Annotated in this window: 24 protein-coding genes and 1 tRNA gene; 3 read left to right on the forward strand and 22 right to left on the reverse strand. The window is 71.4% G+C overall.

The window, feature by feature from the left end; all coding sequences use genetic code 11:
* Positions 1-2 precede the first annotated feature (2 nt).
* Together ACFT32_RS05935 and ACFT32_RS05940 are read left to right on the forward strand one after the other, a co-directional pair.
* Positions 3-539, forward strand: a complete 537-nt coding sequence (locus ACFT32_RS05935; RefSeq protein ID WP_382486254.1) for an NUDIX hydrolase family protein — start codon at positions 3-5, stop codon at positions 537-539.
* A gap of 32 nt (positions 540-571) precedes the next feature.
* Entirely contained in the window at positions 572-1573 is a 1002-nt protein-coding gene (locus tag ACFT32_RS05940; RefSeq protein WP_382486256.1) for a glycoside hydrolase family 43 protein, read from the forward strand.
* A 54-nt stretch (positions 1574-1627) separates the two neighbouring features.
* Here the strand turns inward: ACFT32_RS05940 and ACFT32_RS05945 are convergent.
* The 18 genes from ACFT32_RS05945 to ACFT32_RS06030 all read right to left on the reverse strand — a co-directional run bounded on the left by ACFT32_RS05945 (position 1628) and on the right by ACFT32_RS06030 (position 18901).
* Positions 1628-1701 (reverse strand) — tRNA-Pro (locus tag ACFT32_RS05945).
* A 107-nt stretch (positions 1702-1808) separates the two neighbouring features.
* Positions 1809-2168: an MmcQ/YjbR family DNA-binding protein gene (locus tag ACFT32_RS05950; RefSeq protein WP_382486258.1), complete on the reverse strand. Its 360-nt coding sequence runs from the start codon at positions 2166-2168 to the stop codon at positions 1809-1811.
* Between the two features lie 30 nt (positions 2169-2198).
* Positions 2199-2732, reverse strand: a complete 534-nt coding sequence (locus tag ACFT32_RS05955) for a GNAT family N-acetyltransferase (RefSeq protein WP_382486260.1) — start codon at positions 2730-2732, stop codon at positions 2199-2201.
* On the reverse strand, positions 2729-3307 hold the full coding sequence (locus ACFT32_RS05960; RefSeq protein ID WP_382486262.1) for a helix-turn-helix domain-containing protein: 579 nt from the start codon (positions 3305-3307) through the stop codon (positions 2729-2731). Before ACFT32_RS05960 ends, ACFT32_RS05955 begins: the two co-directional genes overlap by 4 nt.
* 46 nt (positions 3308-3353) lie before the next feature.
* Positions 3354-4271 carry a LysR family transcriptional regulator gene (locus tag ACFT32_RS05965; RefSeq protein ID WP_382486264.1) on the reverse strand — a complete coding sequence of 306 codons (918 nt, stop codon included), beginning with the start codon at positions 4269-4271 and terminating at the stop codon, positions 3354-3356.
* A gap of 26 nt (positions 4272-4297) precedes the next feature.
* Positions 4298-5500 (reverse strand): glycine C-acetyltransferase, encoded by a 1203-nt coding sequence (locus ACFT32_RS05970; protein ID WP_382486266.1) that lies wholly within the window; start codon positions 5498-5500, stop codon positions 4298-4300.
* 35 nt (positions 5501-5535) lie between these two features.
* Positions 5536-6564 (reverse strand): L-threonine 3-dehydrogenase, encoded by a 1029-nt coding sequence (tdh, locus tag ACFT32_RS05975; protein ID WP_382486268.1) that lies wholly within the window; start codon positions 6562-6564, stop codon positions 5536-5538.
* A gap of 181 nt (positions 6565-6745) precedes the next feature.
* On the reverse strand, positions 6746-7318 hold the full coding sequence (locus ACFT32_RS05980) for a GAF domain-containing protein (protein WP_382486270.1): 573 nt from the start codon (positions 7316-7318) through the stop codon (positions 6746-6748).
* Between the two features lie 61 nt (positions 7319-7379).
* Complete coding sequence (locus ACFT32_RS05985) at positions 7380-8009, reverse strand: ATP/GTP-binding protein (RefSeq protein WP_382486272.1); 630 nt, start codon at positions 8007-8009, stop codon at positions 7380-7382.
* Positions 7987-8358 carry a DUF742 domain-containing protein gene (locus ACFT32_RS05990; protein ID WP_382486274.1) on the reverse strand — a complete coding sequence of 124 codons (372 nt, stop codon included), beginning with the start codon at positions 8356-8358 and terminating at the stop codon, positions 7987-7989. Before ACFT32_RS05990 ends, ACFT32_RS05985 begins: the two co-directional genes overlap by 23 nt.
* A gap of 2 nt (positions 8359-8360) precedes the next feature.
* A complete protein-coding gene (locus ACFT32_RS05995) occupies positions 8361-8795 on the reverse strand; it encodes a roadblock/LC7 domain-containing protein (RefSeq protein WP_189725994.1) in 435 nt (144 codons plus the stop codon).
* 68 nt (positions 8796-8863) lie between these two features.
* Positions 8864-10927, reverse strand: coding sequence for a sensor histidine kinase (locus tag ACFT32_RS06000; protein WP_382486276.1), 2064 nt, complete (start codon positions 10925-10927; stop codon positions 8864-8866).
* Between the two features lie 456 nt (positions 10928-11383).
* The gene (locus ACFT32_RS06005; RefSeq protein ID WP_382486278.1) at positions 11384-13420 is read right to left on the reverse strand and encodes an FAD-dependent oxidoreductase; all 2037 of its coding nucleotides are present in this window, start codon (positions 13418-13420) and stop codon (positions 11384-11386) included.
* A 6-nt stretch (positions 13421-13426) separates the two neighbouring features.
* Positions 13427-15022 carry a class I tRNA ligase family protein gene (locus ACFT32_RS06010; protein WP_382486279.1) on the reverse strand — a complete coding sequence of 532 codons (1596 nt, stop codon included), beginning with the start codon at positions 15020-15022 and terminating at the stop codon, positions 13427-13429.
* Positions 15019-15387: a cupin domain-containing protein gene (locus ACFT32_RS06015; protein ID WP_382486281.1), complete on the reverse strand. Its 369-nt coding sequence runs from the start codon at positions 15385-15387 to the stop codon at positions 15019-15021. The genes ACFT32_RS06010 and ACFT32_RS06015 overlap by 4 nt, the downstream gene beginning before the upstream one ends.
* 58 nt (positions 15388-15445) lie before the next feature.
* Positions 15446-16801: a lysine N(6)-hydroxylase/L-ornithine N(5)-oxygenase family protein gene (locus ACFT32_RS06020; RefSeq protein ID WP_382486283.1), complete on the reverse strand. Its 1356-nt coding sequence runs from the start codon at positions 16799-16801 to the stop codon at positions 15446-15448.
* Positions 16802-16812: 11 nt separating this feature from the next.
* A complete protein-coding gene (locus ACFT32_RS06025) occupies positions 16813-18111 on the reverse strand; it encodes an MFS transporter (RefSeq protein WP_382487056.1) in 1299 nt (432 codons plus the stop codon).
* A 1-nt stretch (position 18112) separates the two neighbouring features.
* Positions 18113-18901, reverse strand: a complete 789-nt coding sequence (locus tag ACFT32_RS06030; RefSeq protein ID WP_382486285.1) for a class I SAM-dependent methyltransferase — start codon at positions 18899-18901, stop codon at positions 18113-18115.
* Positions 18902-19154: 253 nt separating this feature from the next.
* Here ACFT32_RS06030 and ddaH point away from each other — a divergent pair, with 253 nt between their 5' ends.
* Positions 19155-20015: a dimethylargininase gene (gene ddaH, locus ACFT32_RS06035; protein WP_382486287.1), complete on the forward strand. Its 861-nt coding sequence runs from the start codon at positions 19155-19157 to the stop codon at positions 20013-20015.
* Here the strand turns inward: ddaH and ACFT32_RS06040 are convergent.
* From ACFT32_RS06040 to ACFT32_RS06055, 4 genes are read right to left on the reverse strand one after another with little or no spacing between them, the layout of a single operon-like run.
* Positions 19978-21039, reverse strand: coding sequence for a LysR family transcriptional regulator (locus ACFT32_RS06040; RefSeq protein WP_382486289.1), 1062 nt, complete (start codon positions 21037-21039; stop codon positions 19978-19980). The two genes, ddaH and ACFT32_RS06040, sit on opposite strands and share 38 nt — an antisense overlap.
* Positions 21036-21974, reverse strand: coding sequence for an ABC transporter permease (locus tag ACFT32_RS06045; RefSeq protein ID WP_382486291.1), 939 nt, complete (start codon positions 21972-21974; stop codon positions 21036-21038). The genes ACFT32_RS06040 and ACFT32_RS06045 overlap by 4 nt, the downstream gene beginning before the upstream one ends.
* Positions 21961-22764, reverse strand: coding sequence for an ABC transporter ATP-binding protein (locus tag ACFT32_RS06050; protein WP_382487058.1), 804 nt, complete (start codon positions 22762-22764; stop codon positions 21961-21963). The genes ACFT32_RS06045 and ACFT32_RS06050 overlap by 14 nt, the downstream gene beginning before the upstream one ends.
* Before the next feature lie 53 nt (positions 22765-22817).
* Positions 22818-24140: a sulfate adenylyltransferase subunit 1 gene (locus ACFT32_RS06055; RefSeq protein ID WP_382486293.1), complete on the reverse strand. Its 1323-nt coding sequence runs from the start codon at positions 24138-24140 to the stop codon at positions 22818-22820.
* Position 24141: the final 1 nt, after the last annotated feature.

Raw genomic sequence — 24141 nt, forward strand, 5'->3', positions numbered from 1 at the left:
CAATGTCTGACATGACCGATACCACGCCCGGCTGGCTGTCCTCCGACGAACTGGAGATGACACGCGCCCGCATGCCGATCCTGTACGTCGAGGCCGTCCCGGTACGCGTCGACGACAGCGGCGAAGTCACCAGTGTCGGTGTGCTGCTGCGCATCGGGCCCGACGGAACGGTCAGCCGGACGCTGGTCTCAGGCCGGGTGCTGCACCACGAGCGCGTCCGCGACGCCCTTCTGCGCCATCTGGAGAAGGACCTCGGCCCGGTCGCGCTTCCCCGCGTCCCGGCCTCGCTCCAGCCCTTCACGGTCGCGGAGTACTTCCCGACCCAGGGCGTCACGGCGTACCACGACCCCCGCCAGCACGCGGTGTCGCTGGCCTACATCGTGCCGGTGACGGGCGACTGCCGGCCCCGGCAGGACGCGCTGGACCTGGTGTGGTTCAGCCCGCAGGAGGCCGTCTCCGAGGCGGTGCAGAGCGAGATGCCGGGCGGACACGGAGTGCTGCTGAAGCAGGCGCTGGCCCATGCGGGCTGTGTGATCTGACGGGGGCGGAACCCTCACGAAGGGGTGAGCTGATGCGGCTTCCCGACATGCCGCTGCACGATCCGTTCGTCGTCGCCGACGGCGAGTCCCGCACCTATCACCTCTACACGTCCAACGTCCCGTCCGTGTCGGGCGTGGACGGCACCGGCACGATGGTCTACCGCAGCCAGGACCTGCTGGACTGGACGGACCCCGTCGTGGTGTTCCGGACCGCCGGGCAGGAGGGAATCTGGGCGACGGACGGCGCCTGGGCGCCGGAGGTGCACGCGTGGGACGGCAGGTACTACCTGTTCACCACGCTGCACAACGAGGACAGACCACTCCCGGTCCCGCCGCCCGACCAGTGGGGCGTCCCGTTCCGGACCCCGACCCATATGCGCGGGACGATCACGGCGGTCTCCGACTCACTGCTCGGCCCGTTCACCGTGCTCGACCCCTCGCGCCCCGTGCCGCCCGAGCACCTCATGACCCTCGACGGCACGCTGTACGTCGACCCGTCCGGGCAGCCCTGGATGGTGTACGCGCACGAGTGGCTCCAGACCATCGACGGGACGATGGAGGCGGTCCGGCTGGCTCCGGACCTGTCCCGGACGACCGGCGACCCGGTCTATCTCTTCAAGGCCTCGGACGCGCCCTGGACCGCTGAGCAGATCCCCGCCGGCGTCCCGCACCAGCTGCCGCCCTACATCACCGACGGCCCCCAGCTGTACCGCGCCCCTGACGGGTCCCTGCTCATGCTGTGGTCGACCTACGAGAAGAACACGGCCGGCGGCGACGGCACCGTCAGCGGCGGCTACGTGCAGACCTACGCCGTATCGAGATCCGGGGACGTCCGAGGCCCGTGGGAGCAGCACCGGCCACTGGTCCGCGACGACAGCGGCCACGGCATGCTCTTCCGCACCTTCGACGACCGGCTGATGATGATCCTCCACCGGCCCTTCGAGAACGCCCGCGGCAAGCTGTACGAGATGGGGCTGCGCGGTCACGAGCTGGAGGTGCTGCGCCGACGGGACGACCTCGACGGCGGCGGCTGACGCCATAACGCAATCAGCGGGCCTGCCTTACGGCAGACCCGCTGGTCGATTCTGTCGGGACGACAGGATTTGAACCTGCGACCCCTTGACCCCCAGTCAAGTGCGCTACCAAGCTGCGCCACGTCCCGTTGCCCGTCTGACCTGGGGGTTCCCCCGGCCGAACGCGCAGGGAAACAATACCGCACTCGCGCCGGTGATCGCGCATCCGTTTCCCGGGGGCCGGCCCCCGGGGACGTCACTCGGCCGCCGGGAGCCCCAGGCGGGGATGCGCCTCCAGGAGCCGGTTCGGAGCGGCCTGGCGCCAGGAGTCGGCGAGGATGTCCCGCAGTTCGTCCTCGCCCTCCAGCGCCTCCAGCCGGGCCCGCACCCAGGCGAACGACGCCTCGTGGTCGGCGATCCAGAATTTCTTCGGCTCGGCGAGCACCAGTTCGTCCCGCTCCACCTTGGGGCAGCGCACGGCGATGGACGTCTCGTCCTCGGGCAGTGTCGCGAACATCTTTCCCGCGACCCGGAACGTGGGCATGCTCCAGGCGATCTTCTCCGTCGTGTCCGGGAAGGAGAGGGCGATACGGCGTACGTCTTCGGCATCCGGCATGGTGGGCACGGTAGCCGCTCCCACTGACAATCACCTGGTGAGAGCGTCTGCCGGTACGTGCTTGTAGTAGATCGTCGTCGGCCGCAGCACTCCGTCGGGGCTCGCCGCGTAGTCGGGGATCGCGCCGATCGCGGTCCAGCCTGCGGACCGGTACAGCCGCTCGGCAGGGCTGCCGGTCTCGGTGTCCAGATGCAGGAGGGTGACCCCGGCCGCCGCGGCGGCGTCCTCCGCCGTCGCCAGCAGCCTGCGGCCGAGGCCGCGCCCGCGGGCATCCGGGCCCACCATGAGCTTGACGAGTTCGGCACGGTGGCGGCTGTTGGCCTTGCCGGGGAAGGCGAGGCTCACGGTGCCCAGCACCCGGTCCCCGTCGTACGCCGCCCATACGGCGAGCCGGCCCGCGGCGACGTCGGCGGTCCGCTCCTCCCACCAGGCGTGAGCCTCCGCGCGGTCGAGCGGGGCGAGGAAGCCGACCGAGGCGCCGGCGTTGACGGTGTCGGCCAGCAGGACCGCCAACTCCACGACGGCTTTGCGGAGTTGAGTTTCGTCGAGACGGACGACGATCACGGCCGCACCACCGCCAGCAGATACCGCACGCCCTCGGGAGCGGCGCACCGGAACCGGGTCGGGCCCCACACACGCATGCGGAGGCAGTCGCCGGCGCCGAGGTGGTGTCCGGTGTCCTGCGCGGTCACGTCGAGGGCGCCTTCCAGCACCCAGATGTGCTGCTCCAGTCCGGCGACGGGCGGACGGTCGTAGGCGATGTCGGCGCCGGGTGAGAGGCGGGCCTCGACGAGTTCGCCGCGCAGGGCGGAGTGCGGCGGGGACACGGACCGCCGTACGAAACCGGAGGCATGGTCCTCCCACAGGGGCTGGTCGGCCGCCCGCACCACGGGCGCGGGCTCGGCCTCGACCTCGCTGAGCAGCTGGGACATGGTCCGCCCGTAGACGGCGCACAGACGGTTCAGCAGCGAGGCCGTGGGGCTGATCTCCGCCCGCTCGGCCCGGGACAGGGTGGACCGGCTCACTCCGCTGCGGTCGGCCAACTCGCCCAGGGACCAGCCGTGTTCGGCCCGCAGCTCGGCCAGGCGGACACCCAGCCGGGTGTCGACGGGGTCCGCGCCATCGTCGTCGTTTCTCATATCCGGGACGCTATCCCGGATATGAGACAGGCAGGTTTCGCAGTCCTCACACCGGCAGCGGCTGCGCCTGGGCCGCCGCGCCGAGCGCGTCCAGCACCGGGCGGATCAGCGGGTGCTCCTCGGCTCCCCGGCGCACGGCGGCGAAGACCCGCCGGGTGGGGGCGGTGCCGTCGACGGGGCGGACGACCACGCCCGTGAGGCCCATGCCGCGCAGCGCCGAGCGCGGCACGAGGGCGACGCCGGCGTCGGCGGAGGCGAGGGCGACGACCGCCCGGAAGTCGTCCGAGGAGTGCTCCATACGGGGCTGGAAGCCGGCGTTCTCGCAGGCCAGGACCACCACGTCGTGGCAGGGGTTGCCGGGGTACGGGCCGATCCAGGGGTCCTTGGCCAGTCCGGCGAGCGGGATCTCCGGCGCGCCGGACAGACGGTGGGCGACCGGCACGACCGCGTCGAAGGGCTCGGCGTACAGCGGCACGTGGGCCAGTCGCGGATCGTCGGCGGGCGGGGCTCCGCGGTACTCGACGGCGACGGCGACATCGACCTGCCGGTCCAGCACCATCGGCAGGCTGGCGTCGCCCTCGGCGTCCTGGACGCGGATACGGATCCCGGGCGCGGACTCGGCGAGCCGGGCCACCGCGGGCGCCACGACCAGGGCGATGCCGGTCGCGAAGGAGGCGACGGTGACGGTGCCGGCGGCTCCCGAGCTGTACGCGGCCAGCTCGGCCTCGGCCCGCTCCAGCTGGGCGAGGACCGCGTTGGTGTGGTTGAGCAGGATCTCGCCGGCGGGGGTGAGCCGTACGCCCTTGGCGCCGCGCTCGACGAGGCGGTGTCCGGTCTCCTGCTCCAGCGCGGCGAGCTGCTGGGACACGGCCGACGGGGTGAGGTACAGCGCGGCGGCAGCCGCCGTCACCGTGCGGTGGTCCGCCACCGCACGGAGGATGTGGAGCCGCCGCGCTTCGATCATGCGATCGATTGTCTCAAATGCGCCGCTCAGGCCTGCTCGGCATCCAGCTCGGCCCGCGCCGCCACGAACGCGTCCACCGCGCGGTCGACGTCCTCCGTCGAGTGCGCGGCCGACAGCTGCACCCGGATCCGGGCCTGCCCCTGCGGCACGACCGGGTAGGAGAAGCCGATCACGTACACACCGCGCTCCAGCAGCAGCTCCGCGAGACGGCCCGCCTTGGTCGCGTCGCCGATCATCACCGGCGCGATGGCGTGGTCGCCGGGGAGGATCTCGAAGCCCTCCTCGGTCATACGGCCGCGGAAGAGGGCCGTGTTCTCGGCGAGCCGGACCCGCAGATCGTCCGCGGACTCCAGCAGGTCGATGACCTTCAGGGAAGCCGCCGCGATCACCGGGGCGAGCGTGTTGGAGAAGAGATACGGCCGGGAACGCTGGCGCAGCAGGGCGACGATCTCGGCGCGGGCCGCCACATAGCCACCGGACGCGCCGCCGAGCGCCTTGCCGAGGGTGCCGGTGATGATGTCGACACGGTCCATGACGCCGTGCAGCTCGGGCGTGCCGCGCCCGCCGGGGCCCACGAAGCCGACGGCGTGCGAGTCGTCGACCATGACCATCGCGTCGTAGCGGTCGGCCAGGTCGCAGATCTCGCGCAGCGGCGCCACATAGCCGTCCATGGAGAAGACGCCGTCGGTGACGATCAGCCGGCGACGCGCGTCGGACGCCTCCTTCAGCCGGGCCTCCAGTTCGGCCAGATCACGGTTGGCGTAGCGCAGGCGGCGGGCCTTGGACAGCCGGATGCCGTCGATGATCGACGCGTGGTTGAGCGCGTCGGAGATGACCGCGTCCTCCGGGCCGAGCAGCGTCTCGAACACGCCGCCGTTGGCGTCGAAGCAGGAGGAGTACAGGATCGTGTCCTCCTGGCCGAGGAACGCCGACAGCCGCGCCTCGAGTTCCTTGTGCACCTCCTGCGTACCGCAGATGAAGCGGACAGAGGCCATTCCGTAGCCCCAGCGGTCCAGGGCCTCGTGGGCGGCGGCGACGACCTCGGGGTGGTCGGCGAGGCCGAGGTAGTTGTTGGCGCAGAAGTTGAGGACCTCGCCGGGGCGGCCGCCCGCGGTGACGTTGACGGTGGCCGACTGCGGGGTGCCGATGACGCGCTCGGGCTTGTGCAGGCCGGCGGCGCGGATCTCGTCGAGGGTGGCGCGCAGGTCGTCGCGCACGGAGTCGAACATGAGAGGGCTCCTAAGGTGCTTGCGGGACAGGGGGGTTACGCGGTCCAGTCGAGGATGACCTTGCCGCCGCGGCCGCTCGCCGCGTCGGCGAACGCCGCCTCGAAGTCGCGGAAGCCGTACCGGCCGGTGATCACGGGCGCGAGGTCGAGGCCGCCTTCGAGCAGCACGGACATCGCGTACCAGGTCTCGAACATCTCGCGGCCGTAGATGCCCTTGACGGTGATCATCGAGGTGACGATCCGGGCCCAGTCGACGGGAAACTCCTCGGCGGGCAGGCCGAGCATGGCGATCCGGCCGCCGTGCGTCATGTTGGCGATCATGTCGCGCAGGGCCTCGGGGCGGCCGGACATCTCCAGGCCGATGTCGAAGCCCTCGCGCAGACCGAGCGCGCGCTGCCCGTCGGCGATGGTGGCCCCGGAGACATCGAGCGCGAGGCTCACCCCGACCTTGCGGGCCAGCTCCAGCCGCTCCGGGCTGACGTCGGTGATCACGACGTTGCGGGCGCCGGCGTGCCGGGCCACGGCGGCGGCCATCAGACCGATGGGCCCCGCGCCGGTGATCAGCACGTCCTCTCCGACGAGCGGGAACGACAGCGCGGTGTGCACGGCGTTGCCGAACGGGTCGAAGATCGCTGCCACGTCGAGGTCGACGGGCACCCGGTGCACCCAGACATTGGCGGCGGGCAGCGCCACGTACTCGGCGAACGCCCCGTCCCGGCCCACCCCCAGCCCTACCGTGGCCCGGCACAGATGACGGCGGCCCGCCAGGCAGTTGCGGCACTTGCCGCACACCAGATGGCCCTCGCCGCTCACCCGGTCGCCGATGCCGATGTCGGTGACGTCCCGCCCGGTTCCGACGACCTCGCCGACGAACTCGTGGCCGAGCACGAGCGGGGTGCTGATGGCCTGCCGCGCCCAGCCGTCCCACGCTCTGATGTGCAGGTCGGTGCCGCAGATACCGGTGCGCAGCACCTTGATCAGTACGTCACCGGGCCCGACGGCGGGCTCCGGGACGTCCGTGAGCCACAGCCCGGGCTCCGCCTTCTCTTTGACCAGCGCCTTCACCGCAAGGGCTCCTGTGGGTGAGTCCCGGCTCCGGGCATGCCGAAGCAGCCCCTGGGCCGGGAGAGGAGTGGGATCGCACTGCAATCTGCCGTACGGCGGCCGCACCGGTCCATCGAGGATTTCTTAAGCGCCGCCTCAGCTTTCCTTCACGCCCTCAGGAGACTCCGGGAAACGCGGGCCATCAGTAGGGCAGCGAGCCGTCGAGGCCCTCCAGCCGCAGGACGAGCTGCGCGGCGTGTTCCTTGATGGCCGTCAGGCCCGGCTTCCCCCAGGGCCTCGGCTCGACGTCCGCGACACTGACCGTGCCCAGCACCAGCCCGGTGCCGTCGATGAGCGGCGCCCCCAGATAGGAGCGGATCCCGAACTCGTCGACCACCGGATTGCCCGCGAACCGCGGGTAGTCGCGGACGTCCTCCAGGACCAGGGCCTTGCGTCGCGCCACCACATGGGGGCAGAAGCCATGGTCGCGGGGCAGGGCACGGCCCACCTGAGGGCTGGTGCCGTCGCCGCGCACCACCGGCGCGACAGCCGGGACGTACAGGCCCGCGTAGAACTGCCGCTGCTCGTCGGGGAAGTTGACCATGGCGTACGGCGCCCCGGTGAGCTCGGCGAGACGGTGCGCGAAGGCGTCGAGTGCGGGTTCGGGGCGCTCCCCGAGACCCAGCCGGCGCAGTCGGTGGGTACGGGCGGGGGCCTCCTTGTCCTCGGGGGTGAGCAGCAGACGACCGGCCGGGCGCGGCGGGTCGTAGCTCATGGGCGTACTCGCGAAGTGTGGGCATGCGTCATACAGGGGCTCCGTGGCAGGTGTTATGGGGTCACATATGGGCGCCGTACCCCGTCGTGGGGGCCGGAGTGTGGGCGATGAGGTGGCGCACGAGGGTCAGCAGGGTCCGGACCCCGGAGCTGGAGATCCGGGCGTCGCAGCACACGACGGGAACGTCCGCGGTCAGGTCGAGGGCCGCGCGCACCTCCTCGGGGTCGTAGCGGTGGGAGCCGTCGAACTCGTTGACGGCGACGATGAAGCCGAGGCCGCGCTGTTCGAAGAAGTCGACCGCCGCGAAACACTCCTCCAGACGGCGGGTGTCGGCGAGGATGACCGCCCCGAGAGCGCCCTCGCACAACTCGTCCCACATGAACCAGAACCGCTCCTGGCCGGGTGTGCCGAACAGGTACAGCACATGTGCGGGGTCGAGGGTGATGCGGCCGAAGTCCATGGCCACGGTCGTCTCGACCTTGTTCTCGATGCCGTCGAGGTTGTCGGTCGCGGCACTGACGGTGGTGAGAAGCTCCTCTGTACTGAGCGGCGCGATCTCGCTGACCGCGCCGACGAAGGTCGTCTTGCCCACGCCGAACCCGCCCGCGACCAGGATCTTGAGCGCGGTGGGGAACGGATCGGCGCTGCCGCGCGGTCCGTCGGCGTAGTCAGAGCTGTCGTCGTAGTCCATCGAGCACTGCCTCCAGAAGAGCCCGGTCCGTCGGGTTGTGGTAGAACGCGGGGGGCTTGGTGGTCAGCGCCCCGCAGTCGACGAGGTCCGCCAGCAGCACCTTGGTGACGGCCACCGGCAGTTTGAGATGGGCGGCGACCTCGGCGACCGCGACGGGCGCGCGGCACAGGTCGAGCGCCTGGGTGTGCTCGGGGCCGAGGTAGCCGAGGGGGGTCGCCCCGGTGGCCATCAGCTGCGACATGAGGTCGAGCGCGACGGTGGGACGGGTGCGGCCGTTGCTGACGGTGAACGGGCGCACCAGCCGCCCGGCCGCGTCGTCGAGCCAGGGCCCGTCACCGGCCGCCGTCACGGTCAAGGCCTCATCGCCGGGGATTCGACGGACTGCTGCCGGGGAGCGGTGACCAGGTAGGGGCGGACGCTCTTGACGAGCATCGCCATCTCGTAGCCGAGCACGGCGGCGTCGGCCTCGCGGCCGGCGAGCACGGCCAGGCAGGTCCCGGAGCCGGCGGTGGTGACGAACAGCAGCGTCGAGTCGAGTTCGACGACGACCTGCCGTACTTCGCCGCCGTCGCCGAAGCGGACACCGGCGCTGCGGCCGAGGGAGTACAGGCCGGAGGCCAGGGCGGCCATGTGGTCGGCGCTGTCCGGGTCGAGGCCGTGGACGGACTTCACGAGCCCGTCGCAGGACAGGAGCACAGCGGCGTTCGTGTGCGGTACGCGCTGCACGAGGCCGCTCATCAGCCAGTCGAGATCGGATACCTGCGCGGTCGGCGCATCACTCGCCATGGTGGATCGACTCCTTGGGGTACGAAGGTCTGCGGGAGCGCTGGGCGTGGGGGTGGAAACGGGGGTGGTCATCCGGCGGGTGCGCTCCCGTCCCGCCGGGTGGTGGTGCTGTGGTCGGTGTGCACCGGCTCCAGGTGTGCCGGCTCGATGTGCGTCGGCTGCTCCCTGTCGTCCCGGCCCATGTCCCCGGACTCCATGTGCTGTTGCGCCTCGGCGAGGCTGATGCCGCGCTGGAAGGCCGCCATCAGACCGGGGTCGTGGCCGACGAGGTACTCGGGGTCCTGGCGCGGCGTGGGACCGTCGCGCAACTGGGGTGCGATGTGCTCCTGGGCGCGGCGGCGGGGCAGTTGGGGTTTGCCCATGGTGCCGCGCACGGCGCCGTTACGGGGGGTGGGCGGCTCGGTCACGTTCGCGGCGAGGACGCGCCGGTCGTCCGGGCTGATCCCGGGACGCGCCTCGGCCGGGGTGGGGCGCTCCCGACGGATCCCGCGCACGGGCAGGGGCGCGGGGTGGCCGTTCTCCGGGGTTCCGCCCGAGTCCGGTTCGGTGTCGCGCCGGAGGGCTCGGGACGCGGCGGGTGCGGAGGGCGGGACCGGCGGCCGTGGCTCGGACGCGGCACCCGAGACGGACGAGAACCCGTACACCGTCGAGGACCCTGCCGCGGGCGCGGATCCGGAATCGGGCGAGCCGCCGTGGCCGACGCCGCCGGACACCGCCGCCTCGGCCATGGACGGCTTCCGGGAGTCCGCCCGGGCTCCGAGCTCGGGCGCCGTCCGGACGCCGCCTCCGCCTCCGGCCCCGGCCCCGGTCCCGGTCCCGGTCCCGGTCGCGGCTCCAGCTCCAGCTCCAGCTCCAGCTCCAGCTCCAGCTCCAGCCTGGCCGCCCTCCGGCTGCCCGGCGCCCGCCGGCGCACCCGGCTCCGCCCCGAGCAGCGCCTGGGGCACGACGAGCACCGCCTGCACTCCGCCGTAGATGTTGGTCTGGAGGCGGACGTTGATGCCGTGGCGCCGGGCGAGCTGTGAGACCACGAACAGGCCGATGCGGCCGTCCGCGAGGAGCCGGGCGACGTTCACCTGGTCCGGGTCGGCGAGCAGGGCGTTCATCCGCGTCTGCTCCTCGACGGGCATGCCGAGTCCGCGGTCCTCGACCTCCACGGCGAGCCCGGAGGTGACGAGGTTTGCGCGCAGCAGCACCTGGGTCTGCGGGGCGGAGAACACCGTGGCGTTCTCGACGAGTTCGGCCAGCAGGTGGATGACGTCGGCGACGGCGTGGCCGCGCAGGGTGCCGTCGATCGGCGGCACGAGTTTGACCCGCGAGTACTGCTCGACCTCGGCGATGGCCGAGCGCAGCACCTCGGTCATGGAGACCGGGTTGCTCCACTGACGGCGGGAGACCGCCCCGCCGAGCACGGCGAGGTTCTCCGCGTGCCGGCGGATGCGGGTGGCGAGGTGGTCGACGTGGAAGAGCCCCTTGAGCAGCTCGGGGTCCTCCATCTCGTTCTCCAGCTCGTCGAGGATGGAGATCTCGCGGTGCACCAGTGACTGCAGGCGCCGGGCGAGGTTGACGAACACCTCGAGCTTCTGTTCGCTGCCCGCCTGGCTGGAGAGCTGCGCGGCCTCGACGACGGCGGTGAGTGCGCCGTCGTGCGCACGGGTCAGGTCGGCCGAGAGCAGGTCGAAGTCGTCGGCGTCCTCGGCGGGACCGCCGCGCTGTTCGTCGGAACCGTGCTGTGGCGGGCCGTCGCCGCGGCGCAGCGTCTCGACCAGGCCACGCAGGTCGGCCTCGCGCCGCGCGGTGGCGCGGCGCAGGACGCCGATGCGGTCGTGCACGGACCGGGCGGCCCGGTTGGCGGCCACCGCGGCGACGACGATGCCGACGAGGGTGACCGAGACGGCCCCGGCGAGCACGGCCCAGAGTGTGAGGCCCGGCCGCGCTCCGGTGGACCGGACGGTGAAGAGGACGGCGGCACAGCCGCTGAGGGCGACGGCGACGGGCGGCAGCACCGCGAGACGCAGCAGCTGGGGCCGTATATGGGTCTCGGGCAGCGCGGGTGCGGTGCGGGCGGCCGGCCGCCCGTGCCGCCCGCCCTCACGGCGGTCTGCGCGTGTGGCCGGGGCGCGGAGGTGAGACATCGGTGTCCTCGTACTGGTCCGTCGGTGCTGGGTGCCAGGGGGGCTCGCGGGCGGGTGATCGGGCTCGCGGGGCCGCTTCCGCGCCCTCCGGGCCGCCTCCCTGGACGTACCGGCGTCGGTGGTGCGTGGGCGGCGGACATCCCCGTCGCGTCGACTCCCTCGTCCGCCTTGCGCCTGCACGTGCCGGTCCCCGCTCCCTGATCCGCCCTGTTTCCCGACGGCCACTGACAGTAGTCGCCAGCGCATCATGTGCGGTGGGCAGTTGACAAACTCATACGGTGAGCGTCCTGCTCTGGTATGAGGTCTCGTACGACAGACCGATAACCCCGCCTCGCGCTCGACCATGAACGGACCCAGTTCGATCTGACCTGGTCAGAAGCGGTCACACGGAAACGGCGAGGGCCGGGGAGCCTCTCGCTCCCCGGCCCTCGCCGTCTACCTTCCGTCTGCTTCCCGTCAGCCCGCCGGGAGCGTCTCGGGGTCCTCGGCGACCTTGGCCGACCCGCCCTGGTCGTCACTCACCGTATCGGCCTGGGCCATGGCTGCCGCGTCCGCGGCCAGCTCGGCCGCCGCTTCCGCCGCCGCCGGAGCCGACTTGAAACCGGAGCCAGACCAGCCCGCGGCCACCACGGTGTGCGGAAGGCCGGGCACGGGTCCCAGCAGAGCTGACGGACTGACGTACAGATCGCGGCCGCGAACGCTGGTGAGCGCCCTCGCCGCGGTCAGGAACGGCAGCCGCGGACGCACCCGTTCCCGGAGAAGGTCGATCTGAGCAGCCGTCAGGGCCGTGTCCGCGACGGGCGGCACATCCCACTCCTCGACCGGAAATCCGGCCAGCACCGCGTCCTGGCCGTCGGGCCGCGCCCACATCCCGGTGGTCAGGTCGACCAGCACGGGGAGCGGTGCGCTCTCCGTCCCGGCCGGCCGCTCGAAGATCGCGTACTGGATCCGTTTGGTGCGGGCGGTGTGCCCGGCAGGCCAGTGTTCACCGAGCAGTTCGGGCGTGCCGCAGCCCGCCGCCAGCACCGCCGCCGCCGCGTGCAGGCGACCGTCCACGACGACTCCGGAACCGGCGTCGCCGGCCAGCGTCCGCGCCGCCGGGCCGTGCACGAGGTGCGCCCCGGCGCGGCGGGCCCGGTCCGTCATCGCGGCCAGCGCCACGGCCGCCACCGCGTACCCGCCGCCCGGCTCCCACACCGCGCCCTCGAGACCTTCGCCCTCGATCAGGGGCCAGCGGCGGGTCACGTCGTCGATGTCCAGGACCTCCGCGGCAAGGCCCCCGGCGACCAGGTCGGCGACTCCCTCGTCCGCGGCGGCCCTGCCCCCGGGCCCGAACAGGACCAGCGAGCCGGTCCTGCGGAACCCATGGACGGCCGCCCGCCCTTCGCTGCCCCACAGAAGCTGGAAGGACCTGATCGCCCGGCCCCGCTCGGCGGCGTCGGCCTCATAAGCTCGCACCAGTGCCCCGGACACCGTGCTGGCGGCGTCTCCCGCCCCGTCCAGCAGCGCCACCGACCGTCCCCGCTCGGCGACTTCGGCCGCCGTCGCCCTGCCGACCACGCCCGCGCCGACCACTGCCACGTCGAAGGAGGTCCGAGGCGTGGGAGGGACGGCGACGGGCAGCACCTCCCAGCCCGCGCCGGGCGAGCCGTCCGCCGGCTCACCCCGCGCGTCCAGCGCACCGGCCAGTTCGCCCCGCAGGGTCTCCACCAGCCGCTCACCACGGCGCTCCGGATGCTTGCCGAGAGCTCCCGCCAACGCCGCGCAGGCCGCCACGACCCGTGCCGCGGGTCCTCCGGTCAGCCGCGCGACCCGTACGCCCTCGACGGCGGCCCCCGCAAGCTCGGCGAACTCGGGTATGTCGCAGTCGTCGGTCGCGACGATCCACTGTCCCGGACCAAGCGGCGTCCGGCTCCGCAGCAGTGCGGCGGCCCCGTGGTGGACACCGCACAGGGCGATCGCCGCCCCCGGGGTCGCGCGCCACTCGGAGTGGACACCCACCGACAGCTCCGGCTCGGCGGCCTCTCGAAGGAGTCCGGCGAGCCGCAGCCCGTAGCCGGTACCGTCGTGCACCACGTCCAGGCACTCGTACCCCTGCTCGCGGCAGGCCGCCACCACGGCCGCGGCCTGCCCGGCGTCGTCGGAGCACAGCCTCAGCGCGAGGCCGTCGGACCCCTCGAGCAGACCGGGGGCCGTGGCGAGCGGCAGCAGCACCGGCAGCCGGTGCTCCCGGTAGACCGGCAGGGCGTCGCGGGCACCGAGGCTGTTGAAGTGGCCGACGACCGCGGCGAACCCGCCGTCGGAGACGACCTCGCGCGCCCTGGCTCCGCCCTGCTCCACGTCACCCCGGTCGTCGAAGAACTCCCACTCGACCGGGGCCCGGCGCACCGAGTCGACCGCACTGCTCAGGAGTTCGCCCCAGGCGGCGCGCGGCCCGCTGAAGGGCCCTACCACGGCCACCCGGGGACGCCGGAGCACTTCTCGTGTTCGCATCGGCCCTCAGCTCCCGAAGACCGGGCCGTCCGGCAGCGTGAGCACCGTCCCCGCCGGGGGCGGGGCCAGTGCCGCCGCGTCCACGCGCCGCGCGGGGTCCCACCCCAGGGCCTCGCTCAGCCGGGCGGCGCCCATGGGGACGACCGGGGCCGCCCAGGCAGCCAGCGCCGATGCCACGGCGAGTTCGCCGCTCAGGGCGGCTCGATACGCGTCGCGGCCCGCGGGGCGTTCCCGCTCGTGACGGTGGACATGTCCGAAGTCCGTCCCGCAGCGTACGACTTCGTCGAGGAGACCGACCGCGCGGCGGGTGTCGAAACCCTCCACGGAGTAGGCCTCGCGCAGCTCGCCGCAGAGGCGGGTGAGGCGCGCTTCGAGTAACTCCCAGCCATCGGCTCCGGCCGGTCGCTGGGCCGGGACGACACCGCCCGTCTCCGCGCGCAGGGCCTGGACCAGGCGGTTCAGCCAGTCGTTCCACACGGTGTCGAGGTGCTCGCGAGCCCGGACGAGGTCGCCGCGGCTGAAGTTGGTCTGGCGGCCGTTGGGCCGGTCACGCAGCACATGGAACCGCAGGGCGTCGACGCCGCCTTCCTTCAGCGCCTCCAGCGCCCACACGGCGTGCCGGCGGCTCGTGGAGAACTTCTTCCCCTCCAGCCGGTAGAACTCGTTGACGACGAACGCCCTGGCCAGGGGCATCTCCGGGTCCCAGGCCATGAAGAGCGCCGGGAAGAGGACGGCGTGGAAGTAGCCGTTGTCGTAGCCGAAGAACTGGACCGGGCCGACGGAGGGCCGGGCGGAGTCGGGATCGCACTGCAGGAGGTACCCGGGCGCCATCTCGAACCACACGAAGGTCCGCTGGTCCTCGAAGCCGGGCACGGTCACCGGGACGCCCCAGTCGGAGGGGTGACTGACCGCGATCTCCGGCATGCCGTCCCCGAGCATCCGCTCGCACAGCGCGCGCAGGTGCGGCGGCATCGGCGTGTCCCGCCAGAAGCGGGCCAGGCGGTCGGCGAAGGGCGCCAGCGGCAGGTAGAGGCGGGTCTGCGGGCGCAGCTCGGCCTCCGCACCGCACACGACGCAGTGCGGATCGACGAGGTCACCGCAGTCGTTGGGCCGGCCGCACGGCTCGCAGGCGTTGCCGTTGGAGCCGCTGCCGCAGTGCGGACAGCCTCCGGAGACGTACGCCTCGTACAGCCAGCGGTCACAGGGCACGCAGTAGGGGAGCGGCCGGGTGCGGGGCACCAGGACCCCGTTGTCGTACAGCTTCTGGAAGAAGGCCTGGACGAACTCGGCGTATCCCGGGTCGCGGCGGGGCGCGACCAACCGGTCGAAGTCGGCTCCGGCGAGGTCCCAACCGCGGGTGATGCGCTCGCCGTTGAGGTCCGCGACCTCCTCGCCGGTATGCCCGTCGAGTTCCCCCCGCACGGCGACGTAGCTCTGGTGGTCGTCGAGGCCACTGGTCATCAGCACGCGCTCGCGCTCGGCGAGAGTGAAGCGGCGCAGCACGTCGGCCGCGAGGTAGGGGCCCGCCATGTGGCCCACGTGCAGTTCGCCGTTGGGCGTCGGCGGGGTGGCGGTGATCCAGGTGAGGGTGGACACGCTCATGCCTCGTCCCCGTTCCCCGGGTTCTCCGGCTCGTGCAGGGGCCAGTAGAAGGAGACCCAGCTGAGGCCGGTGTCACCGGAGTTGTGCACGACATGGGCCTGGTTGCGGGGTATGACCAGCACCGCGCCGGCGTCGATGGCGGCGCTGTCGTCGCCGACGTCGACCGTGCCCCGGCCGCTCAAGGTGATCATCACCTCGTCCTGGTCGTGGCAGTCGGGCGCGGATATGTCTCCCGCGGGAAGGAAGCAGGCCATGGCGCCGAAGGGCGGATCCTCGCCCTGTCCGGCCCAGGGCACCAGGCGCTGGCAGGCCATGCCGAACTCCGGTGCCGCGTTGTCTTCGTGGATACGGAACGTCCTGATCATGTGCCTCTCGCTCTCTCAGCACGCGCTTGTGGGGCGTCCATCGGTCCTGGTCCGGCTGTCAGTACGCCTTGACCGGGGCGGTGTCCTGCCGTGCGACGGCCGGGTCCACCGCGCGTCCGGCGCGTTCCAGCACGGAGTCGAGGATCTCGCCGGCGCGAACGGCGGCATTGGACAGCAGTGAGGAGGTGATGCCGTGGGAGTGCTCGGTGGCTCCGCAGAGGTACACGCCCGCGTCGGTCTCGGACGCGGTGGCGACCCGGTACTCGCGCTCGACGAGCGGCTTGCCCTTCTCGTCACGGCGCAGCACGTCTCCGGCGGGGCCGAGCAGGTCCAGCGGGTCGGCCGCCCGGTAGCCGGTGGCGCACACCAGCAGATCGGCCTCCAGGTCGGTGGTGCTGCCGGTCGGCAGGTGATGGATGGTCAGCTTCACGGATTCGTCGGACTCCTGGACGTCACGCATCTCCGAGACGTTGTGCAGGCGCAGGCGCTCCACTCCGACGATCTTGTCCTGGTAGATCCGGCGGTACATGTCCTCGATGAGGTCGACGTCCACGACGGAGTAGTTGGTGTTGGCGTGGTAGCCGAAGAGCGAGTCCTTCACCTGCGGCGGCGCACCGTGGAAGTCGTCGACGGCCGAGGGATCGAAGATCCTGTTGGCGAAGGGGCTGTCGTCGGCCTGGCTGTACCCGAACCGGGAGAAGACCGCGTGCACTTCGGCGGCCGGATAGGCGCGGTGCAGGTGGTCGGCGACCTCGGCGGCGCTCTGTCCCGCCCCCAGGACGACGAATCGGCGTGGGGTACGCGTCGACGCGTCCAGGCGTGCGAGGTCGTGCAGCGTGGTCGAGCTGTGCCGTACGTGCGCGGAGACCTCGAGCCCGCTGGGCATACGAGGGACGAGGCCCGGGGCGAGCACCAGGTTGCGGGCCCTTCTGACGACCGGTTCGCCTGTGCTCTCGTCGCGGGCGACGACCTCGAAGTGGGTGACGACCCCGTCCTCGGCGACGGGCCGGGCGGAGACCATCTCGTGGCCGTAGCGCACCAGATGGTCCAGCTGGCCGGCGCACCAGGAGAGGTAGTCGTGGAACTCCACCCGGGACGGATACAGGACCTTGTGGTTGATGAAGTCGACGAGCCGGTCCCGGGCGTGCAGGTAGGGGACGAAGCCGAAGCGGCTGACCGGATTGCGCAGGGTCGCCAGGTCCTTGAGGAAGGCCACCTGCATGGTGGCGCCCTCGATGAGCATGCCGCCGTGCCAGTCGAACGCCGGTTTGCGTTCGAGGAACTCGGCGGTGAGCGGGACTTCGCCGCCGGTCTCGTTGTGCTCGGTGACGGCGATCGCGAGTGCCAGGTTGGCCGGGCCGAACCCCACGCCCAGCACGTCGACGACAGGGCTGTCCGTCCGCGACGAATCCATGTGTTTCCCTTTCAGTCTTGTGCCGGCCCCACGAGTTCGGAGCCCTCCCCGTCGCGCTCGGCCCGTTCCCGGGCGCGCGCGACCAGGACGGTGCGGTACTTGAGGAGGATCACGACGCCGAAGAGGCCGTAGAGCGCGGCGACGCCCCAGCGCGAGACGACCGCTCCGAGGGTCATGCACAGGGAGGCGATGAGCAGGGCGAGGCGGACGTTGAGGTTGAAGACCGCCATGTACTTGGTGCGCGACTGCTCGGGGACCAGGTCGGCCAGCATGGTCTGCTGCACGGGCACGTTGAGCAGCTCGCCGACGGTGAGGACCAGCATGGCCACGAGCAGTACCCAGCCGTTGCCGGACACGGCCATCACCATGTAGCCGGCGGTGAACAGGATCACGCCGGCGTACAGCCGCGGCCCGTCGCTCATCCGGCGCAGCACCCGGTGGACGACCAGGGCGAGCAGAACCACCAGGAGCGTGTTCTCGGCGCGCAGGATGCCGAGGATCTCCACTCCGTTGACGGTCGCGTCCCAGGAACCGAAGCTGAACAGCCGCTGTTCCTCGAAGGTCTCGCTGACCCGTACGTTGATGTAGTAGTTGATCTGTACTTCGATGGCCATCCGCAGGGTGGCCGCGATGAGAAGCGCCGAGAAGAGCCGGTCGGCGAGGACCGCGCGGTATCCGGAGGCGAAGCTGCGGACGTAGGCGCGCGCCGACTCGGCCTTCTCCGAGGCCGTACCGGCCGGTGCCGTCTCGCTGATCTTGAAGAACGTGATCAGCAGCACGGCGAGCGACCCGGCGGCGACGCCCGCCAGCATCTGCGGGAAGTAGTCCGCGTACAGGAAGCCGCCGATGAGAACGCCGCAGGCGAGGGCCAGGTTGATGGACCAGTAGTTGATCGTGTAGACGAACTGCCGTGACTCGGGGGTGCTGACGTCGACGACCATCGCGTCGTTCGCCGGCACCGCGAGGTTGGAGGCGAGGCTCGCGGCGAGGAAGCCGGCGTAGATGACGCCGGCGTTCTCCCACCAGGGCATCGCGGCGGCTGTCATCGTCACGTACGCGACGACGACACCCGCCTCGCCCGCCAGCAGCAGCGGACGGCGGCCGTGGATGTCGGCCAGGTAGCCACCGATCAGCGATCCCGACACCTCGCACACCGCGATGACCAGGACCAGCGCACCCGCCACCGCGACACCGAACCGCTGGGCCAGGAACACGGTCATCAGGGGCATGACCATGACGTGGAGGAAGCGCTGCACGGATCCCACGACGATGCGGATGCGGAGGTTGGGGTGCAGAGACCGGAACTTCATGTCAGGCACGCACTCCGGTGTAGATGTCGTAGTACTCGCCGGCGATGGGCGTCTTGTGCACGTCGATGAGGCCGCAGCCCGTGAGGATCTCGACGAGCTGGTCGTGGCGCAGGTAGCGGGACCGCCGCTGGAACTCGTGGCGGGTCCCGTTCACCGTCAGGGTGCTCGACCAGGTGCGGATACCCGTGGACCGGTCGATCGAGATGGACTCGGCGATGTCGACGGTGTGCTGCCCGATGCGCAGGGTGGGGTGGACGACCGACTGGTCCTCGCGCCGCTCCAGGTCCGCCGCACGCGTGATGTCGACGTAGAAGCGTCCGCCGGGACGCACACAGGCCACCCACTGCCCGATGGCCTCGGCCATCTCGGCCTGGTCGGCCAGCCCTTCGTCGTCCCAGGCGCCGGCGTAGATGTAGTTGCCCCCACCGCGGTTCATCACCACGTCGAAGCCCTCGGCGTGCCGGCGCGGGAGGTCCTCCCACAGCACGAGTTCGGGCCGGACGTCGAGGCCCTCGACGTGGGCGTTGCGCCGGAAGTGCGTCAGCATCAGTTCGCTGCCGTCGGTGCAGGTGACGTCATAGCCGCGGCGGATCAGTTCCAGGGCGGGAAAGCCGCTTCCGCAGGCACAGTCGAGAATGCGGAGGCCTTCCGCAGGGCCCAGCCACTTGGCTATTCCGTCGGCGGTCTCCTCGCGGTCGAACTCGAAGAGCATGCACAGTTCCCACAGCGTTCCGATATCCGGCTCACCGGCATCCAGAGCCGCCTCGATGCGCGCATCGGAAACTGACACGACTTCACTGTTCGTCAGGGCTGGTGCTTTTCCCACACCCCATCCTTCCAATGTCATATGAGCATTTCCTGTGACCTTCGCAGCGGTTCGAGCGCCCTGTCAAGCGGTTCCTGAAAACATCTCAGGCCGCCTGGCAGTGCTATAGAACCGCGTTATGAGCTGATTAGGAGAAGGGATTGGACAGGCCCTCTCCTTTCGTGCGCCACTGGTTAAGCCGTACCGGAATTCCGAAAACTCGCCGGAGGTAGCCCTGATGCTCGATGAGCACTCGCGTGTGTTCCGCAGGCGGCGATACCTCATGTGTCCGCCGACCCATTTCGACGTCACTTACTCGATCAATCCGTGGATGGACCTGAGCAAACCGGTCGACCAACGGCTGGCCGTCACGCAGTGGGAGGGGCTGCGTGACCTGTACGTCGCGCTGGGACACACCGTCGAGTTGATCGATCCCCTGCCGGGCCTGCCGGACATGGTCTTCGCCGCGAACGGCGCCACCGTCGTGGACGGCCGGGTGCTGGGCGCCCGCTTCCGCAACTCGGAGCGCGCCGCCGAAGGGCCCGCCTACGCCGAGTGGTTCCGCACCCACGGCTTCCCCGAGGTGCGCGAGTCCGGCCATGTGAACGAGGGCGAGGGCGACTACCTCGTCACCGGACGCTGGCTGCTGGCCGGCTGCGGCTTCCGCTCCGACCCGGCGGGCCACCTCAAGGCGCAGGAGTTCTTCCAGCGCCCGGTGGTGAGCCTCACCCTGACCGATCCGCGCTACTACCACCTCGACACCGCTCTCGCCGTGCTCGACGACGACCAGATCATGTACAACCCCTCCGCGTTCTCCCCCGGCAGCCTCGCGGTGCTGCGCGACCTGTTCCCCGACGCGCTGATCGCCTCCGAAGCCGATGCGGCGGTCTTCGGCCTCAACGCGGTCAGTGACGGATACAACGTGGTCCTGGCGCAGGCCGCGACCGGGCTGATCGAGCAGTTGCGCGCGCACGGCTTCCACCCCATCGGCATGGACCTGTCCGAACTGCTGAAGGCCGGCGGCGGCGTCAAGTGCTGCACGCAGGAGATCCGCACACCGCTCACCGCCCGGCACCGGACGGCCGCAGTCCCCGGATAGCCAGGGGGCGCGGGATCCGGGAGACCGCCGCACCGTCCGGGGGCCGTCCGCGCCGGGCCCGCCCGGGGGCGACGGCGCCCGGGGCTGACGAGGGTGGCACTGCCGGTTCGACGGCGCCGTGCACGAACGACACGAAGGTGTGCAGGGCGGCATTGGCGTTGTCCTTCCGCCAGGCCAGCGCCATCGGCACCGCGACCGGCACGGTGAAGGGCTTGAACACCACACCCGGCACGGCCAGCAGCGCCGCCGACGGCTCGGTGACCAGCGTGATTCCGGCGCCCTGTGCCACGGCCGCCAGCATGTGGGCCTCGTCGGGTTCCAGCCGGCTGATCTCCGGCGCGGCACCCGGCCCGTACACCGCGCCGAGGATGGACTCCCACAGACCGCTGCGCTCACGCGGGAAGAACACCAGCGGCTCGCCGAGGAGGTCCGCCGGCGAGACGCCCGGCCGGTCCGCGAGGGGGTGGCCGGTCGGGACGGCGGCGACCACCCGGTCGTAGGCGATGACGGAGCACTGGAGGTCGTCGCCGTCGATCGGCGGCCGGATGAAGCCGGCGTCGATCGTGCGCATCCGGATCCGCTCGACGTTCGAATGCGTGTGGCCCGTCGCGGTCTCGACCGTCATGTGGGGGTACTGCTCACGGAATCGGCTGGTCAGTTCGGATGCCAGCCCGATGCCGCCCGAGCGGGAGTAGGAGAGAGTGAGCTTCCCGTTGTGACGGCCCGCCAGCACACTGGCGAAGCGATCGAACTCCTCCGCGTGGACCAGCAGTTGCCGGGCCTTCGGCTCCAGTACCCGGCCCGCGGCCGTCAGGGCGACGCCCTGCCGGTCGCGCTCGAACAGCGGCATGCCGAGCCGGCGCTCCAGCGCCTTGATGCCCTGGGAGAGTCCCGGCTGCGTCATGTGCAGTCGCACCGCTGCCCGGCCGAAGCTCAACTCGTCGGCGACGGCGAGGAAGTAGCGCAGGCTGCGCAGGTCTCCGGTGGTGATGCCCTCGCCCTCGAAGGCGTTCTGACCGTTCACGGCGCACGCTCCAACAGCCCACGGGTACGCAGCACATACCGCTCCAATGGTGCGAAGAAAAGGAGTTCGACACTGATGCCGACGCACAGGATCAGCAGGATCGTCGCGAGGACCAGAGGCATGTCCTGCGCCACGCGCCCGTTCTCCAGCATCTGGCCCAGTCCGTACCCCATCTCCGGGGATCCCGCGATGAGTTCGGCGGCCATCAGGGACCGCCACGAGAACGCCCAGCCCTGTTTCAACCCCGCGAGGTAGCCGGGCAGGGCGGCGGGCAGCAGGATGTGACGCACTCCTCGCAGGCCGTGTGCGCCCAGCGACCGCCCGGCCCGCAGGAACAGCGGCGGCACCTGGTCCATGCCCGCCACCAGCCCGTTGGCGATGGACGGTACGGCACCCAGCAGCACGACCGCGTAGATGGCCGTGTCCGTCAGGCCGAACCAGATGACCGCGGCCGGGACCCAGGCCACCGAGGGCAGGGACTGCAACCCGGTCAGGATCGGCCCGACCGCGGTCCTGACGGGGCGTACACGCCAGACGAACAGCCCGAGCGGCGTGCCGATGGCGATGGCCGCCAGGAAGCCGAGGGCTCCACGCGAGACGCTCTGCCCGATCACTCCCAGCGTGGTGCCCAGGTACCACTGCTCCACCAGGGCGTCCCACACCGCACGCGGGCCGGGCAGGACGTACTCCGGCTTGACCCCCGAAAGATAGACCAGCTCCCAGGCCGCCAGAAACAGCGCACAGGCCACCACCGGGGGCGCCACGCGCGCCAGCAGCACCCTGCCCAGTCTGGTGCCGCCCTTGTGCTGGGTGCTCTGCAGAGCGTCCAGCCCGGTGCTCAGCCCGTCCAGGTCGGTGCTGTCCCGCGGGATGTCCGGCGGGACGGCTCGGGCTTCGACCCCGTTCCGGGACCGTCTGGTGTCAGCTCCTGGCATGACGGCTTATTTCCTTGCGCAACTCTTCCGTGATTTCCTTCGACTTCTCCGCCACTGCCTCGTCCTCCAGACGCCTGGGGTACGTCAGGTCGATGCGCCACTCGCGGGCGATCCTGCCGGGCCGGGAAGCCATCAGCACCACCCGGCCGCCGAGCCGCACCGCCTCCCGGACGTTGTGGGTCACGAAGAGCACGGACAGACTGCGGGTGTCGGCGGCGGGCTGGTTCCACTCCTGCCAGACCCTGATCAGTTCCTCGTGCAACAGGTCGCGGGTGATCGCGTCCAGCGCCGCGAACGGCTCGTCCATCAACAGGACTTGTGATGCCTGGGCCAGGGCGCGGGCCAGGGCGACGCGCTGGCGCATGCCGCCGGACAGCTCGTGCACCCGTTTGCCGTACGCGCCGCTCAGGCGGACGAGCCCCAGCAGACGCTCCGCCTCGGGACGGCGCTCACGCCGGGGAACTCCTCTGAGCCTGAGCGCCAGTTCGACGTTCTTCCCGGCGGTCAGCCACGGAAACAGGGCATGCTCCTGGAACATCAGCGCTGGGCGCGTGTCCACCGCCGAGACCTCTCCCGCGCTGGGCTCGTCGATCCCCGCCGCCAGGGCGAGCAGGGTGGACTTACCGCAGCCGGAGGCACCCAGGAGACACACGAACTCGCCGGGCGCGACGGCCAGACCGATGTCGTCGAGCACCAGCTGGTCGTCGCCCGGGCGGCCGAAGGACTTGGTCACCCCCCGGAACTCCAGCGCGGGCGGGACGGCGACGGCACGCACCGGGGCCGGCGGCACATCGACCGCCGCGGGGGACTCGGCCGTGGGCGGACTGTCGTACACCGGCCGGTTCACAGGCCTCCCCCGCAGCCGTCCGTGAAAGCGGCCCCCGCCATGCCCGCGGCCAGCGTGGCACCGTCGGCCGGGTCGATCAGCAGGAAGGATCCGGTGCGGCGCGAGTGCGCGTAGCCGTCCATGGCGAGCGGCTCGGAGGTGTGCAGCACGACCGTCGCGATGTCGTTGGCCGTCAGGTACTCCGGCCGGGGGCGGCGCGCCAGGCCGTGTGCCGTGTCGATCCGGTAGGGGAGGTCCTTGACGACCGCCCTGACCGTGCGGGTGGTGTGCTTGAGCAGTACGTGAGCCCCCACGGCCAGGGGACGTTCATGCAGGTGGCACACCGTCGCCTCGATGCGCTGTGTGAGTTCGGGGACGGCCCCGCTCGGCACGACCAAGTCGCCGCGCGCCACATCCAGGGCGTCGGCGAGCAGGACGGTCACGGACTCGGGAGCCGAGGCGGACGGGACGGGGACGCCCAGGGCGTCGATGCCCGCGATGGTCGTCACCCGGCCGGAGGGCAGCAGGGTGACGGACTCTCCGACGTGGAAGCTGCCGAGGGCGATCTGGCCCGCGTACCCGCGGTAGTCGGGGTGCTCGGCGGTCTGCGGCCGGATCACGTACTGCACCGGGAAGCGTGCCTGGTGCCCGGACAGGTCGCGGGTCACGGGGACGGTTTCCAGGTGTTCGAGGACGGTGGGGCCGCCGTACCAGTCCATGTTCGCGGACGGCTCCACGACGTTGTCCCCCGCCAGCGCGGAGATCGGGATCGCGGTGATCTCGGGAACGCCCAGTTCGGTCGCGTACGCGGTCAGTTGCACCGCGATCCGCGCGAACACCGACTCCTCGTATCCGGCGAGGTCCATCTTGTTCACCGCGAGCACCACGTGCGGGACCCGCAGCAGAGCGGCGATGGCGACATGGCGGCGGGTCTGCTCCACCATCCCCTTGCGGGCGTCGACGAGGACGACGGCCAGGTCGGCGGTGGAGGTGCCGGTGACCATGTTCCTGGTGTACTGCTCGTGGCCCGGGGAGTCGGCCAGGATGAACCGGCGCCGCGGGGTGGCGAAGTAGCGGTACGCCACGTCGATGGTGATGCCCTGCTCGCGTTCGGCGCGCAGACCGTCGGTCAGCAGAGCGAGGTCCGGGGTGTCCCGGCCTCGGTCGCGGGAGGCCTGCTCAACGGCCTCCAACTGGTCGGCCAGCACACTCTTGGAGTCGTACAGAAGCCTTCCGACCAGCGTGGACTTGCCGTCGTCGACGGAGCCCGCGGTGGCGAAGCGCAGCAGGGTGGTGGTGCCCGCCGGCCCCTCGGCGGTCTGCTCGGTGGTCGTCCCCATG

The organism is Streptomyces sp. NPDC057002 (genome assembly GCF_042673825.1).
Classification (GTDB): domain Bacteria; phylum Actinomycetota; class Actinomycetes; order Streptomycetales; family Streptomycetaceae; genus Streptomyces.